Origin of the sequence: Acinetobacter sp. GD03645 (assembly GCF_029845285.1) — a bacterium.
GTDB classification, from domain to species: domain Bacteria; phylum Pseudomonadota; class Gammaproteobacteria; order Pseudomonadales; family Moraxellaceae; genus Acinetobacter; species Acinetobacter corruptisaponis.
Map to the genome: position 1 here is coordinate 95,195 of NZ_JAOCLL010000004.1, position 15,534 is coordinate 110,728.

Below are 15,534 nucleotides of genomic sequence, written 5' to 3' on the forward strand. Positions count from 1 at the left end.
CATTTCCCTTGATTGATCTGGTTTAGGATTTGATTTTTGGTTTTGAGGAAAATAGTTTTTCGACTGTACCCAATACAAAGATGAAAAATAAAGGCACAAAGAAAATTGCCAAAATGGTTGCTGAAATCATGCCACCAAACACACCCGTTCCCAAAGCGTGTTGGGTTTCAGAACTTGCACCCGATGCAATCACCAATGGAATCACACCACAGGTAAAGGCAAGGGAAGTCATGAGAATCGGACGCAAACGAAGTTTGGCTGCCGCAACAGTCGCCTCAATTAAACTCATGCCGTCTTCTTTGAGCATCTTGGCAAATTCCACAATTAAAATTGCATTTTTGGCAGATAGACCAATGATGGTGATTAATCCAATTTTAAAGAACACATCATTCATTAATCCTCTAGACATAATCGCAACAATCGCCCCGAAAATACCCAATGGCACAACCAGCATGACTGAAAGTGGAATCGACCAGCTTTCATACAGTGCTGCAAGCACTAGGAATACCACCAGCATGGACAAAGCAAGCAAGAATGCCATTTGTGATTCAGACTGTTTTTCCTGTAAGGAAATCCCTGTCCATTCATAGCCAATGCCTTTGGGTAATTTGGCAATCAGGTGTTCCATTTCACGCATCGCATCACCTGATGAGGTATCAAAGTTTGGAATACCTGCAATACTCAGGGATGGTCGTCCGTTGTAGCGATTGTATTGTTGCGGTGCCTTATTCCATTGCGGAGTCACCACTTCAGACAAAGAAACCAGTTGTCCACTTGCACCCATGACTTTTAGGTTCAAAATGTCTTTTAACTGCATACGTGATTTGGCATCGACCTGCACAATCACTTGCTGCATTCGTCCCTGATTTGGAAAATCGTTGATATACATTGAACCCATTGAGGTTGAGATAATGTCTGAAACATCAGAAAACTTAACCCCCAGCACATTGAGTTTTTCACGGTCAATTTTTAATGAGATATTGTCACCTTGTGGTAAGCCCTCATTCCATACCATATAGAACTTTTTATTCTTGACCGCCATCGCCATCAATTGATCTTGTGCAGCCAACAGGGCAGGCATTCCCAAGTTTGCCCGATCCTGTAAACGCAGGCTAAAACCAGCGTATGTACCCAGCTCATCAATTGCAGGAGGAAGTACCGCCATAATTGCTCCCTCCTTACTATTTGCCATAGAGGCATTCACTGAGTTGGTCATTGCTGTGGCAGTTGAGGTTCTGTCTTTAAAATCTGTTAAGGTGGTAAAGGCAACCGCAACATTTTGACCTGCACCACTAAAGCCCCAGCCGAGAATCGTGGTATTGCTTTTTACATTTGGATTGTCTTTTAAACTGTTCTCAAATTCATTCACCACATTTTTAGTACGTTCTGTGGTGGCATCTGATGGCAGTTGGAAAGAAGTCATAAACCAGCCCTGATCTTCCTCTGGCATAAATGCAGTTGGCCATAATTTCATGCCCGCAAAAGTAATTGCTGTGATCACGACAAAAATCACCATCATGGGAATGGTGTGTTTGATCACTTTAAGCAGCATCAATTCATACTTTTTGGTCACTTTATCAAAGCTGCGGTCAAACCATGCAAAGAAACCTTTTTTCTGATGATGGGCATCAATCGGTTTAAGCAGGGTGGCACACAGCGCTGGTGTTAAAATCAGGGCGAGCAGTGCTGAGAATAAAATCGACACGGACATGGTCAGGGTAAATTGCTGGTAGATAATCCCGACTGAACCACTGGCAAACGCCATCGGCAAAAATACCGCAGCAAGTACCAGTGTAATACCAATAATCGGACTGGTAATTTCTTTCATGGCTTTGGAGGTTGCATCTTTAGGAGATAAGCCCTCAGTTGCCATAATCCGTTCAACGTTTTCAACCACCACAATGGCATCATCGACAATAATCCCGATCGCAAGCACCATGCCAAACATGGTCAGGACGTTGATGGAAAAACCTGCCAGCAACATGACTGAAAATGTACCGAGTAGGGCAATTGGCGCAACAATCGCTGGAATTAGGGTATAACGCACATTATGTAAAAATAAATACATCACAATGAAAACCAGAATCATGGCTTCAAGCAAGGTATGAATTACTTTTTCAATTGAGATTTTAACAAAAGGTGCGGTGTCATACGGGATACTAAACTGCATACCCTCTGGGAGATTGAGCTTTAATTCCTCAATTTTGGCTGTTACGCCCTCAGCTGTTTTAACTGCATTTGCACCAGGGCTGAGCTGAATTGCCGCCGCAGTGGCAGGCTTTCCATTTTCCAGAATGGCAAAGTTGTAGGCTTGTGAACCCATTTCAACATTGGCAACATCGGAAAGTTTAATCACGCTCCCGCTGGTTTTGCTTTTTAGGCTAATCTCCTTGAATTGCTCAACATTGGCGAGCTGTCCCTGAGCAGACAAAGGGACGGTGATGAGCTGTCCTGCTATGGCAGGTAAATCACCTAAACGACCAGGTGCAATATCAACATTGTTTTCACGAATGGCATTGTTGACATCACTGATGGAAAGACCATAAGAAACCAGCTTATTGGGATCAACCCAAATTCGCATCGCCTTTTCAGCACCAAAGGACTGAACTTTACCAACACCCTCAACCCGCTTGAGTTCCTCAACCACATTTCGGACAAGGTAATCACTGAGATCAACCTCAGAATATTGACCATTTGGCGAGTTGATGCCAACTAGCATCAAGAAACCTGATGACGATGCCTCAACCTGCAAGCCTTGCTGGCGAACCACCTGTGGCAAACGTGCCTCCACAGCCTTGATTTTATTTTGTACATCAACCTGCGCCATCTCCACATCTGTCCCTGGTTTAAAGGTCGCAGAGATCTGTGCCGTGCCTGACGTATCCGTGGTTGCGCTGTAGTAAAGCAGGTTTTTTACGCCTGATAATTCTCTTTCAATCAGCGTGACCACACTGTCATTAATGGTTTTGGCTGTTGCACCTGGATAAATTGCACTAATCGTTACCTGAGGCGGTGCAACACTTGGAAAACGGGCGATCGGCAGTTTTGGGATACTGAGCAATCCAAACAAAATAATGAAAATCGCAATTACCCATGCAAACACAGGACGGCGAATGAAAAATTGTGACATCATCATTGTACTCCCTGTGTGGTCGGTGTTTTCCAAGTGCTTATTTCAAGTTTTTGATTGGGTTGAATACGTTCAACGCCCTCAACCACCACCTTGTCACCTGTTTTTAGCCCTTTATTGACAAGGTATGACTGCTGATATTGCTGTCCCAACTCAATTGGACGTATTTCGGCTGCGCCTTTGGCATTGATGACATAGGCTTGTGGATCACCGTTGCTATTGCGTTGCACCGCCTGAGCAGGAATCAACAAGGCTTGTGGAATGGATGCTCGGTCAATATTGACCCGTACATACATGCCTGGCAGAAGTTTTCGTTCAGGATTCTGCACTTCAATACGAATCGTCACATCACCTGTTTCTGGATCAACATTGATGTCTTCAAATAACATCCTTGCAGTGACCTTATAAGGCTGCCCATGACTATTTAAAATACGAACGGTTTTTTCATTATTGGCAGATAATTCACCACTTTGTAAGGCGGCTTGTAAACGTTCATATTCAGCAATCGATTGTTTAACATCGACATACACCTTGTCGATTTGCTGTACGGTTGCCATTGGCGCGGTATCACCTTGACCAACTAATGCCCCCTCAGTAACAAAAGACTGTCCGATACGACCTGAAATCGGTGCGCGTACAGTGGCATATTGCAGATTTAAATTTTGTCGTGTCAGTAGGGCTTTCATTTGAGCAACATCAGCCAAAGCCTGACGATAGGCAGCCTGAGCATCACTGACTTCCTGTTTGCTGATTGCATTGCTTGGCAGCAATTGTTCATAACGTTCTAACTGAACCTTTAAACGGGCAACTTCTGCTTCGGCTTTAGTCAGGGAGGCTTTATTGCTATTTACATCTGCCTGAAAAGTCTCAGCATTGATTTTATAGAGTGCTTGTCCTGCTTTGACTTCACTGCCTTGCGTAAACAATACCTTTTCAATGATGCCACCAACTTGGGGACGAATTTCGGCTGTACGGAATGCCTGTACACGCGCTGGTAAATTTTCACTAAAATTAATGGATTGTGGCTGAATATTAAATATAGTGACTTTTGCAGGTGTTGTCTCAGCCTGAGCAACCTGTTCAGAACCACAACCTTGCAGCACCAGCCCAATCGACAAAAATAATGGAAGTAAAAGATGCTTTTGCATACTGTCCAAACCTATGCAGTTTTTGATGCTGTCATTATTTTTGAGGAGTGTGGAATGATGATCGCTGAAATGTGGAAAAAGTGTGGAGATAAACAGATATTTCAGCGTATGATGGATTTAGACTGCAATAACTCAATTTTTATGTATGTTTGAAGCCTCATTTTTTTTTGATTGTCGTGATAAACAGATTCTCGTGGTTGAGGATGAATATGATATTGGCGACATTATTGAACATTATCTAAAACGCGAGGGAATGCATGTCATCCGTGCCATGAATGGCAAACAGGCGATTGAAATACATGCCTCCCAAGCGGTAGATTTAATCCTGCTGGATATTAAGCTGCCTGAATTAAATGGCTGGGAAGTATTGAGTAAAATTCGTCAAAAAGCACAAACACCTGTGATTATGCTTACCGCACTGGATCAGGATATTGATAAAGTCATGGCTTTACGTATTGGTGCAGATGATTTTGTGGTGAAGCCCTTTAATCCAAATGAAGTGGTGGCTCGTGTACAGGCCGTGTTAAGAAGAGCGCAGCAAAATATACAGCTTCAAAAGAAAAATCTGGTTTATAAAAATATCGAAATCAACACTGATATTCATAGTGTTTATATTGATCAGCGTGATAAGAAAATTTTGCTTAACCTGACCCTGACTGAATATAAGATTCTACTTTTAATGATTGATCATCCACACAAAGTCTTTACTCGCAGCGAATTAATGAATCATTGCCTGCCTGATCGGGATGCGCTTGAGCGAACCGTGGACAGCCATGTCAGTAAACTCAGAAAAAAACTGGAAGAACAGGGGCTTCAAAATATGTTGATCAATGTGCGTGGCGTTGGTTATAGGCTTGATCAGATTCAAGAGTAATAACTTTTGATGAAATAGGCTGTTTTGAGAAAAACTTATGAAAAATAAATTGGGTATTAACAAGCAGCTTTTTATTGCATTTAGTATGGTAAATCTGAGTATCACGCTATTTGCGGTTTTTGTTGGTTATTTCTTTTACAACTATGCCATAGAAAATGGCTGGATTTCACTGAGTTCATTACAGGAAGACTGGACAGATTTTCATCTGATTGACTGGATTTGGCTATTTACCGTGATTCTATGTGGTTCAGTTGTTTCCCTTGTGATTGGGATGCAGCTCGCAAAACGTTTTATTGTGCCGATTAACTCTTTGGCGGAAGCTGCTAATAAAATCAGTCAGGGCGACCTTTCTGCACGAGCGAATGATAACCAGATTCACTCTACCGAAATTGCTGAACTTATGCATAATTTTAATGATATGGCAAAGAAACTGGAAAGTTCGGTTAAAAATGCACAGGTGTGGAATGCGGCAATCGCCCATGAATTGAGAACGCCGATCACCATTTTACAGGGGCGTTTACAGGGTATACTTGATGGTGTTTTTAAACCAGATGAGGTTTTGTTTAGCAGCCTGTTAAATCAGGTTGAGGGATTGTCCCATCTAGTCGAAGATTTACGCACATTAAGCTTAGTTGAAAATCAGCAGTTACGTTTAAATCTTGAGTGGGTCGATTTTAACGAACATATTGAAAAGATATTGCTGATGTTTAAAGAAAGGCTAGTACAGGCTCAGTTGAATATTCAGCTTGATTTAACAACTGAAAAAGTATGCTGTGATCATAGACGTATGCAACAGGTTTTGATTGCATTAATTGACAATACCATTCGCTATGCTCATTCAGGCACATTAAAAATTTCTTCAAGAATAATATTAAAAGATTGGATTCTACAAATTGAAGATCAAGGGCCTGGTATTGCTGAAGAATATCAAACAGATTTATTCAATCCATTTTTTCGCCTGGAGCAGTCCAGAAACAAGGAGTTTGGTGGAACAGGGCTGGGATTGGCCGTTGTCCATGCAATTGTGATAGCCCATCACGGTACAATCCGTTATGAAAATCCAGGAAACTATAGTGTTTTCACTATCACTATCCCACAGCCGCAATTGAATAGCTGATTTACATCATCCATTCCACTGGAAAATAAGACACAAAATGCATGGTAAATCGCTGGAATTTAGTGCTTTCAGGGTCATGATGATGTTCAACAACTTCACCATTTGGTTGATGCTCGTACCAAACGATATTGCCATTCTCATCCAGTTTGAGTTGGTAGGCGACTTGTAGCAAATGCTGGTCAAGCATCGCGGTAATCTGATCCTGTAAATGGTCGGATTCAACCACTAAACCGACCTCGGTATTTAAATGGGCAGAACGAGGGTCGAAGTTAAAAGAACCAATAAACACTTTCCCATCCACATCAAAGAATTTAGCGTGCAGGCTTGAGCGATTTTTACCCTTTTTAGGAATCACGCTACCTGTAGCGATTTCATACCAAGTTCTTTTTGTTCTTTCAATATTCGGTTTGAACTCATAAAGTTGTACGCCGTTTTGCAAGAGAGGCTTACGGTATTGACTATAAAAGGAATGAACCACGGCAACATCATTGGCCACCAGACTATTGGTAAGTACCCGAACCTTAATTCCATTGCTGGATAATTGATTTAAATAAGCTGTACCCTGTTTGGTGGGTACAAAATAAGCTGAAACCAGTTCCATATGTTGTTCAGGTTTGCCCATAATCTTTAGCACTTGGGAATATAGCAGATTGTCACCCTTTGCCTGTCCCAATGCCTTATTGGGATGATCAGCAACAAAATGAGCCTTTGCCCATTGGATGGGATAATTTTGTAATCTTAATTTTAAATAATCCTGTGCTGCTTCCAGTTTATCTTCCGTTGGGGTATTAACCTGATTCAAAGCTTTATAAGTATCTCTTAAATTTTCAAGTTGCTGTGGTGTTCCCGTCCCAATTAACTGCTCAGTTGAATAACTGAGATCATTATTCCAGAACTCATCAAAAACCTGTTCAGCCCGATCAACCGCCTTGCCATAGAACAAAATATCCATATCGCTAAACTGGAATTGATCGCTTGCTTCAAAATACTCGCTGCTGATATTACGACCACCTGTCACTGCAATCGACTGATCAGCAATCGTCAGCTTGTTGTGCATACGATGGTTCACTTGTTTGAGCCGAAATATATAGTCAATAAATCGTAAATGTCTAAATTTATATGGATTGAAAATACGGATTTCAAAATTTTGGTGGTGGGCAAGGGCCTTTAAGGTTTTATCGAGTTTTATTCCATTCTGATCGTCAATCAGTAAACGGATTTTTACGCCTCGGTCTGCTGCATTCAGTAATTCATGCAGCATCATGTTGCCAATGGCATCGTCATTCCAAATATAATATTGTAAATCAAGCTGATGTTTGGCATTTCGAATTAAGTGAATCCGTGAAGCAATGCTTAAAAAAGCATCATCCAAGGCTAAAAAAGCGGTTAAACCATGTTCAATATTGAGATCGGCTTGTGGATCATTCATCCACTTTGTTTTTATTTGCACAGAATTACTCCGATCATGATTCTGGTTGGGTGGCAAAGAACAGCCACTTATTCCTAACATGATAACAAGTGTCGTTATCTGAAGATGGTATGAGTTTTTTATCATTTTATTGTTCAAGCACGTGAATCCAACTTTAATTTATACGATATTGATTTTATTATCTAAAAACTTTTTATTTCCAAGGTGATAATGTAATTTTCAATAAAAACATTAATTTAATTATTGATATGATGGAGGTATACATTTTTAGTTGTTAAAGAAATTCACTGAGAACAGCAAAATCATATATGGGTTAATCAATTATTGAGCTTTATTACTATACTGGTGTATAGTATATTTTTAGATTTAATGTGGTCGACATTATGCCTAAACAATTAGAGGATAAAAAAAAGATTCTCACACGTGTAAGACGAATCCAGGGGCAAGTACAGAGCGTTGAACGTGCTTTGGAAAATGACACGGAATGTGCTGATATTTTGCAGCAAATCTGTGCAGTTCGTGGTGCATTAAATGGTTTGATGACTGAACTTCTCGAAATTCATTTAAAGGATACCTTGGTGATAGGTGAATCTTCAGAGTTGCAACGCAGTCAGGAACTAACTCAAGTCAGTAAAATTCTTAAATCTTATTTAAAGTAAAAATTAAGGAGTATCATTGTGATTAAATCTCGTGCAGCCGTTGCCTTTGCCGCAGGTGAACCATTACAAATTGTAGAGCTAGATGTTGAACCACCAAAAGCGGGTGAAGTGCTGATTAAAATTACCCATACAGGTGTGTGCCATACCGATGCCTTTACCTTGTCGGGTGATGATCCAGAGGGCGTTTTTCCAGCAGTATTGGGTCATGAAGGTGCAGGTGTAGTGGTTCAAGTCGGAAAGGGTGTGACTAGTGTTGCAGTTGGCGATCATGTGATTCCACTTTATACGGCGGAATGTAAAGAATGCCTGTTTTGTAAATCGGGTAAAACCAATCTTTGTGTTGCGGTTCGCGCGACTCAGGGCAAGGGTGTGATGCCTGATGGTACAACCCGTTTTTCTTACAATGGTCAGCCAATTTATCACTATATGGGCTGCTCAACCTTTAGTGAATATACTGTTGTTGCCGAAGTGTCTTTGGCGAAAATTAATCCAGAAGCCAACCATGAACAAGTCTGTTTGTTGGGTTGTGGCGTGACCACAGGTATTGGCGCGGTACATAACACGGCGAAAGTGCAAGAGGGCGATAGTGTCGCGGTGTTTGGTTTGGGCGGTATTGGTCTGGCTGTGGTGCAAGGTGCGCGCCAAGCCAAAGCTGGACGGATTATTGTGATTGATACCAATCCTGATAAATTTGAACTGGCAAAACAATTTGGTGCAACCGATTTTCTTAATCCTAAAGATTATGAACAGCCGATTCAGCAAGTGATTGTCGAAATGACAGGCTGGGGCGTTGATCATTCTTTTGAATGTATCGGCAATACCAACGTCATGCGTTCAGCTTTGGAATGTGCGCATCGTGGCTGGGGACAATCAGTGATTATTGGTGTTGCTGGTGCAGGTCAGGAAATTTCAACCCGTCCATTCCAGTTGGTGACAGGACGTAAATGGATGGGCACGGCATTTGGTGGTGTAAAAGGTCGTTCTCAACTGCCGAAAATGGTGGAAGATGCCATGAAAGGTGAAATCCAGCTTGAACCATTTGTCACGCATACCATGCCGCTTGAAGACATTAATGAGGCTTTTGATTTAATGCATGAGGGCAAGTCGATTCGTACCGTGATTCATTTTTAATTGTTAAAATCTGGATTTGATGATGTGTTCTGCATCATCAAATCTTTGAGTATAGATTGATGTCAACACCACGTTTAAAACTACACGTCCGTATCTTGTCTGAGGAACAGATTGCTTTTGGTCCAGGTAAAGCCGAATTACTGGAAGCCATTCAACGCACAGGGTCAATTTCGCAAGCGGCAAAATCCATGAATATGAGTTACCGACGTGCATGGCAACTGGTGGATACCATGAATCAATGTTTTCAGTCTGCTTTGGTGGAAACACAAACAGGCGGAACACATGGTGGTGGTGCGGTTATTACTGAATTGGGGCAAGTGATTCTCAAAAAATTTAGGGCAATGGAACAGCAGGCAGCCAAAGCACTTGAGCATGATTTTCAAGAATTATCCAGCTATCTAAAATCATCTAAATAATCTTATGCTGATTTATGGGGCATGGGCATTAAAATGAAGCCGTTTTGGCACCAAAGCTAAATCTATTCATTAAAAATCAATTAAATAAAACAATAAGTTATTAATTTATAATAAAAAATATATCTGGCACACTTTCTGCATTTATTTATCCAAACTTGTATACAAGATGGGATTCATAAAATGCATGAGATAAAAACTTTAGGCTGGACAATTTCAGAATGGCAAACCGCATATTTAAACAATGAGATTCAGCTTGATACTTTAAAGGATTTGGTTGCAGCAATTGATCCTCAGGACAATGCATGGATTTCCATTGCCACAGTAGCACAGATTGAACAACAAATTCAGTCGTTAAACGAACTGGCCAAAGATGCAGAGAACCTACACAAGCAATTTCCGCTCTACGGTATTCCATTTGCAGTCAAAGACAATATTGATGTGGCAGATTTTGCGACAACCGCAGCATGTAAGGCTTTAACCACAATTGCAGAACAGGATGCGGAAACCGTCCGTTTACTGAAACAGGCAGGTGCAATTGTCATTGGTAAAACCAATCTTGATCAATTTGCAACAGGTCTGGTGGGGACACGTTCACCATTTGGGATAGTACCCAACACGTTTAAAGCTGAATATGTTAGCGGCGGTTCAAGTTCGGGTTCAGCCAGTATCGTTGCTAGAGGCTTTATTCCATTTGCACTCGGTACAGATACCGCAGGTTCAGGCCGTGTTCCTGCTGCCTTTAATAATATTGTTGGATTGAAACCGACTAAAGGACGTTTTTCCAATCGTGGCTTAGTACCTGCCTGTAAAAGTCTGGATTGTATTTCCATTTTTGCCTTGACTGTTGCCGATGCGGATTTGGTGGCAAATCTATTGGAAGCTTATGACCCTTTAGACAGCTATTCACGCAAGCATCCTAAAAATGTGCCTGCCCGTTTTTCTGGCAAACTTAAATTTGCTATTCCAGAACAGCTCAATTTCTTTGGTGATGAGCAAGCCGAAAAAGCTTTTCAGCAAACGGTGCAATTACTCAAAAGCCTAAATGCTGAAATCACCCCGATTGATTTTTCAGATTTTGAGAAACTGGCTGCGCAACTGTATCAAGGTTCGTGGGTGGCAGAGCGTACCGCAGCGGTTGAAGATTTACTCAAAACCAATGCCGCAGATTTTGATCTAACCGTTTTAGAAATTATTAAAAGCGGCGAAAAATATTCTGCGGTGGATGCCTACAATGCTGAATATCTCAAACAGGATTTAGCCCGAAAAATACAACAAAAACTGGCTGAGTTTGATGCCTTGATTGTGCCAACCACGCCAACGATTTATACCATTGCGCAGGTTCAACAACATCCGATTGAATATAACGCTCATTTTGGTACTTATACCAATTTCACCAATCTGGCTGATCTGAGTGCATTGGCATTGCCCGCAGGATTTAGAGCCGATCATTTACCCTTTGGCATTACCTTAATTGCGCCTGCTTGGCACGATGCAGCATTGGTACATTTCGGCAAGGCATGGCAAAACTATCTGGCACTGAAATTGGGTGCGTTAGATAAAAGCTTACCTTTAAGTTCTGCAACGCCTGTTTCTGCACATCATATCCGTGTTGCAGTGGTCGGGGCGCATTTGACAGGTATGCCATTAAATTTCCAGCTTACCACCCGTGATGCGGTACATATCGAAACCACTAAAACCTCAAAAAATTATGCGCTATACGCCTTAAACGGCACGATTCCTCCAAAACCTGGACTAGCTCGTCAGCAAAATGGGGACAGCATCATTGTCGAACTTTGGGATGTGCCAACGGCTCGCTTTGGCGAGTTTGTCGCAGAAATTCCAACCCCTTTAGGTATGGGCAATGTCGAACTGGAAGATGGTCGCTGGGTCAAAGGCTTTATTTGCGAGCCTTATGGCATAGATGATGCAGAGAATATTAGTCATTTTGGTGGCTGGAGAGCCTACATTCAGCATCGCAACAGTCAAGCAGCCAACACAACGAATTAATTTGGGGAAATCATCATGTTTAAAACTGTACTTATTGCAAACCGTGGTGAAATTGCTGTTCGCGCGATTCGCACCTTAAAAAAATTAGGTATTACCAGTGTTGCTGTTTATTCCGATAGTGACCGCTATGCACAGCATGTTGCCGATGCAGATATTGCGATTGCTTTGGATGGCTTAAAACCTGCCGATACTTATTTAAGTATTGAAAAATTGATTCAGGCAGCCAAACAAACGGGCGCAGAAGCGATTTTTCCAGGTTATGGTTTCCTGTCTGAAAGTGCGGATTTTTCCCGTGCCTGTGAAGAAAATAACATTGCTTTTATGGGTCCAACCGCAGAGCAAATTTTGGAATTTGGTTTAAAACATCGTGCCCGTGAATTGGCTGCTGCGGCCAATGTACCGATGACCCCAGGAACAGGCTTGCTGGATAGTCTGGACGAAGCACTGACCGCTGCGGATCGGATTGGCTATCCAATCATGCTGAAAAGTACCGCAGGCGGTGGTGGTATTGGTCTGACGCGTTGCGATACACCACAAGCCTTGACCGATGCCTATGAAAGTGTCAAACGCTTGGGTGAACAGTTCTTTAAGGATGCAGGCGTATTTATTGAATGCTTTATTGATAAGGCTCGCCATGTCGAAGTACAAATTTTTGGTGATGGTAAAGGACAAGTGGTTGCATTTGGTGAGCGTGATTGTTCACTGCAACGTCGTAACCAAAAAGTCGTAGAGGAAACCCCAGCGGCAAATCTGCCAGAAGCCACTCGTAAAAAACTACATCAGGCTGCGGTGGAATTGGGTAAATCGGTAAATTATCGCAGTGCTGGAACAGTTGAATTTATTTACGATGCCAATCGGGATGAATTTTACTTCCTTGAAGTGAATACTCGTTTACAGGTTGAACATCCTGTCACGGAAATGGTCACTGGCTTAGATCTCATTGAATGTATGCTCAAAGTGGCAGCAGGTGACGAACTGGACTGGGACTATTTAAGTAATATTCAGCCGAAAGGTGCAGCGATTGAAGTACGGGTCTATGCCGAAGATCCTGTGAAGAATTTCCAGCCAAGTCCAGGTGTATTAACTGAAGTTAGTTTTCCAGAGGGAACTCGTGTCGATACTTGGGTCAACACAGGCACCGAAATTTCACAATACTTTGATCCGATGATTGCCAAGATTATTGTGCATGCTGATGATCGTGCGGCTGCCATTGAAAAACTCAAAACCGTATTGGCGGAAACTCGCTTAAATGGCATTAGCACCAATCTGGATTATGCACGTGCCATTGTTTCTGATCAGCGTTTCGATGATATGCAAATCTGGACACGGATGCTGGATGATTTTAACTATACGCCAAATGTGATTGAAGTGGTGCAAGCGGGTACACTCAGTTCCATTCAGGATTATCCAGGACGTACAGGTTATTGGGATATTGGCGTGCCGCCATCAGGTCCGATGGATGATTATGCTTTTCAATTGGCAAATCGCATTGTCGGCAATGATGCCAAAGCCGCAGGTTTTGAATTCACGCTCGTTGGTCCAACTTTTAAATTCCATGCCGATGCGACCATTGCCTTAGCAGGCGCAAGTTGTACGGCTTTGCTAGATGATCAAGAAATTAATTTCTGGCAGCCAGTCGAAGTGAAAGCAGGGCAAATTCTAAAAATCGGTCAGGTGGAATCAGGTTGCCGTACTTATTTAGCAGTACGCAATGGTTTGGATGTGCCTGTATATTTGGGCAGTCGTGCCACCTTTGCATTGGGTAATTTCGGTGGTCATGCAGGACGTACCTTACGTGTCGGCGACATGATTAAAATGGTTGATCCAGCATTGGCAAGTGCAGAATTACCGCTTGCGAGCGATACACCACAAGCCTTATCTGCCGATTTGATTCCTGAATATGGTAATACATGGGATATTGCGGTGCTCTATGGTCCACATGGCGCACCTGATTTTTTTAAACCCGAATATGTCGAAGAATTTTTTGCTTCGGAATGGACGGTACATTTTAACTCCAACCGTTTAGGCGTGCGTCTGTCAGGACCAACCCCAAGTTGGGCACGAGAAAATGGTGGTGAAGCAGGTTTACATCCATCCAATGTGCATGACTGTGAATATGCCATTGGCGCAATCAACTTTACAGGGGATTTCCCTGTGATTCTGGCAAAAGATGGTCCAAGTCTAGGCGGCTTCGTTTGTCCTGTGACCATTGCCAAAGCAGAACTCTGGAAAGTTGGTCAGTTGAAAGCCGACGATAAAATCCGTTTCTCCCCAATCAGTGTTGAACAAGCCAATGAATTAGAACGTCAACAAATTGACAATATTCAAAACTTTGCTGATGCAGCCCAAGTTGTTGAAACAATTGAGCCAATTCAAGAGGTTGTCAGCACCATTCTGGCACAACGTGAGCCAACCGAATTGTCACCAAAAACCGTGTATCGTCAGGCAGGTGATAGTTATATTTTATTGGAATATGGCGAAAATGTTTTAGATTTAGCCTTACGTTTGCGTGTACACCAACTGATTCAAATGATTCGTGACGCAAAAATTACAGGTGTTTTAGAACTATCACCTGGGGTGCGTTCACTGCAAATTAAATATGATGGTTTGCTGATTCCACAGTCACAACTGATTTCTGAATTACTTAAACTTGAACAAGAAATGGGTGATTTAAGTCAGTTAAAAATTCCATCTCGTATCGTGCATTTGCCAATGGCATTTGAAGATAGTGCCACGTTGGGTGCAGTAGAACGCTATCAGGAAAGTGTTTGCGCCAAAGCACCGTGGCTACCAAATAACGTTGATTTTATCCAACGGATTAATGGTCTAGCGCATCGTGATGAAGTGAAAGATATCATCTTTGATGCCAATTATTTAATTTTGGGTTTGGGCGATGTATATCTTACTGCGCCATGTGCCGTGCCAATTGATCCACGACATCGTTTACTCAGTTCCAAATACAATCCTGCACGTACCTTTACCGCAGAGGGAACGGTTGGCATTGGCGGCATGTATATGTGTATTTATGGCATGGATTCACCAGGTGGTTATCAGTTGATTGGGCGTACTTTGCCGATCTGGAATAAATTCAAGAAAAATAAACAGTTTGGTGATAAGCAATGGTTCTTACAATTCTTCGATCAAATCAAATATTTTGAAGTAACTGAAGAAGAATTAAATCAATGGCGTGCCGATTTTGAAAATGGACGTGCACAAATCCAGATTGAGGAAACAGAATTTGATTATGCTGACTATGTGAAATTTCTGGAGGATGAGGCAGACGATATTGCTGAATTTAAAGCCAAACAGCAACAGGCATTTAGCTCAGAAGTTGGTCGCTGGAAAGAGGAATTTGCGGCGCAGCCAGAAGAGCAAATTGCAACCAGTGATATCACAGACTACAGTCATTTATCTTCCCTGAATGCGTCAATGACAGGCAATATCTGGAAAATTTTTGTGGAGCATGGTCAGGAGGTTAAAAAAGGTGAAACTGTTGCTATTATTGAAGCGATGAAAATGGAATTGCCTGTCTATGCAGAAGAGGATGGTATTGTTAAAGCCATTATCTGTCGAGCAGGACAAACCGTGCATAGCGGTGAACCACTGGTGTATATGGAATAGGG

Annotated in this window: 10 protein-coding genes; 7 read left to right on the forward strand and 3 right to left on the reverse strand. The window is 42.1% G+C overall.

Translation table 11 applies throughout. The annotated features are described in order from the left end of the window. Window positions 1-22 precede the first annotated feature (22 nt). Both N5J47_RS04350 and N5J47_RS04355 read right to left on the reverse strand, forming a co-directional pair. Window positions 23-3,133: an efflux RND transporter permease subunit gene (locus N5J47_RS04350; protein WP_279959069.1), complete on the reverse strand. Its 3,111-nt coding sequence runs from the start codon at window positions 3,131-3,133 to the stop codon at window positions 23-25. Next, complete coding sequence (locus tag N5J47_RS04355) at window positions 3,133-4,278, reverse strand: AdeA/AdeI family multidrug efflux RND transporter periplasmic adaptor subunit (protein ID WP_279959068.1); 1,146 nt, start codon at window positions 4,276-4,278, stop codon at window positions 3,133-3,135. Before N5J47_RS04355 ends, N5J47_RS04350 begins: the two co-directional genes overlap by 1 nt. 145 nt (window positions 4,279-4,423) lie before the next feature. Here N5J47_RS04355 and adeR point away from each other — a divergent pair, with 145 nt between their 5' ends. Both adeR and adeS read left to right on the forward strand, forming a co-directional pair. Then, window positions 4,424-5,152 (forward strand): efflux system response regulator transcription factor AdeR, encoded by a 729-nt coding sequence (adeR, locus tag N5J47_RS04360; RefSeq protein WP_279959066.1) that lies wholly within the window; start codon window positions 4,424-4,426, stop codon window positions 5,150-5,152. A 37-nt stretch (window positions 5,153-5,189) separates the two neighbouring features. Beyond that, window positions 5,190-6,269, forward strand: a complete 1,080-nt coding sequence (gene adeS, locus N5J47_RS04365) for a two-component sensor histidine kinase AdeS (protein WP_279959065.1) — start codon at window positions 5,190-5,192, stop codon at window positions 6,267-6,269. Between the two features lies 1 nt (window position 6,270). Here adeS and N5J47_RS04370 read toward each other — a convergent pair whose 3' ends face one another. Further along, window positions 6,271-7,779 carry a phospholipase D family protein gene (locus N5J47_RS04370; RefSeq protein WP_279959064.1) on the reverse strand — a complete coding sequence of 503 codons (1,509 nt, stop codon included), beginning with the start codon at window positions 7,777-7,779 and terminating at the stop codon, window positions 6,271-6,273. A gap of 302 nt (window positions 7,780-8,081) precedes the next feature. Between N5J47_RS04370 and N5J47_RS04375 the strand changes: the two genes are divergently transcribed. The 5 genes from N5J47_RS04375 to uca all read left to right on the forward strand — a co-directional run bounded on the left by N5J47_RS04375 (window position 8,082) and on the right by uca (window position 15,532). Next, entirely contained in the window at window positions 8,082-8,357 is a 276-nt protein-coding gene (locus N5J47_RS04375) for a metal/formaldehyde-sensitive transcriptional repressor (RefSeq protein ID WP_279959063.1), read from the forward strand. 21 nt (window positions 8,358-8,378) lie between these two features. Next, on the forward strand, window positions 8,379-9,488 hold the full coding sequence (locus N5J47_RS04380; RefSeq protein ID WP_279959169.1) for an S-(hydroxymethyl)glutathione dehydrogenase/class III alcohol dehydrogenase: 1,110 nt from the start codon (window positions 8,379-8,381) through the stop codon (window positions 9,486-9,488). A 59-nt stretch (window positions 9,489-9,547) separates the two neighbouring features. After that, window positions 9,548-9,904 carry a LysR family transcriptional regulator gene (locus tag N5J47_RS04385; RefSeq protein ID WP_279959062.1) on the forward strand — a complete coding sequence of 119 codons (357 nt, stop codon included), beginning with the start codon at window positions 9,548-9,550 and terminating at the stop codon, window positions 9,902-9,904. A 180-nt stretch (window positions 9,905-10,084) separates the two neighbouring features. Further along, window positions 10,085-11,911 carry an allophanate hydrolase gene (gene atzF / locus N5J47_RS04390; protein ID WP_279959061.1) on the forward strand — a complete coding sequence of 609 codons (1,827 nt, stop codon included), beginning with the start codon at window positions 10,085-10,087 and terminating at the stop codon, window positions 11,909-11,911. Between the two features lie 15 nt (window positions 11,912-11,926). Next, entirely contained in the window at window positions 11,927-15,532 is a 3,606-nt protein-coding gene (uca, locus tag N5J47_RS04395) for an urea carboxylase (RefSeq protein ID WP_279959060.1), read from the forward strand. Window positions 15,533-15,534: the final 2 nt, after the last annotated feature.

Excerpts from the sequence above, each read along its gene's own strand:
- atzF (WP_279959061.1), top strand. The coding sequence starts at position 10,085 with ATGCATGAGATAAAAACTTTAGGCTGGACAATTTCAGAATGGCAAACC.
- N5J47_RS04385 (WP_279959062.1), top strand. The coding sequence starts at position 9,548 with ATGTCAACACCACGTTTAAAACTACACGTCCGTATCTTGTCTGAGGAA.
- adeR (WP_279959066.1), top strand. The coding sequence starts at position 4,424 with ATGTTTGAAGCCTCATTTTTTTTTGATTGTCGTGATAAACAGATTCTC.
- N5J47_RS04375 (WP_279959063.1), top strand. The coding sequence starts at position 8,082 with ATGCCTAAACAATTAGAGGATAAAAAAAAGATTCTCACACGTGTAAGA.
- N5J47_RS04355 (WP_279959068.1), bottom strand. The coding sequence starts at position 4,278 with ATGCAAAAGCATCTTTTACTTCCATTATTTTTGTCGATTGGGCTGGTG.
- adeS (WP_279959065.1), top strand. The coding sequence starts at position 5,190 with ATGAAAAATAAATTGGGTATTAACAAGCAGCTTTTTATTGCATTTAGT.
- uca (WP_279959060.1), top strand. The coding sequence starts at position 11,927 with ATGTTTAAAACTGTACTTATTGCAAACCGTGGTGAAATTGCTGTTCGC.
- N5J47_RS04370 (WP_279959064.1), bottom strand. The coding sequence starts at position 7,779 with ATGTTAGGAATAAGTGGCTGTTCTTTGCCACCCAACCAGAATCATGAT.
- N5J47_RS04350 (WP_279959069.1), bottom strand. The coding sequence starts at position 3,133 with ATGATGTCACAATTTTTCATTCGCCGTCCTGTGTTTGCATGGGTAATT.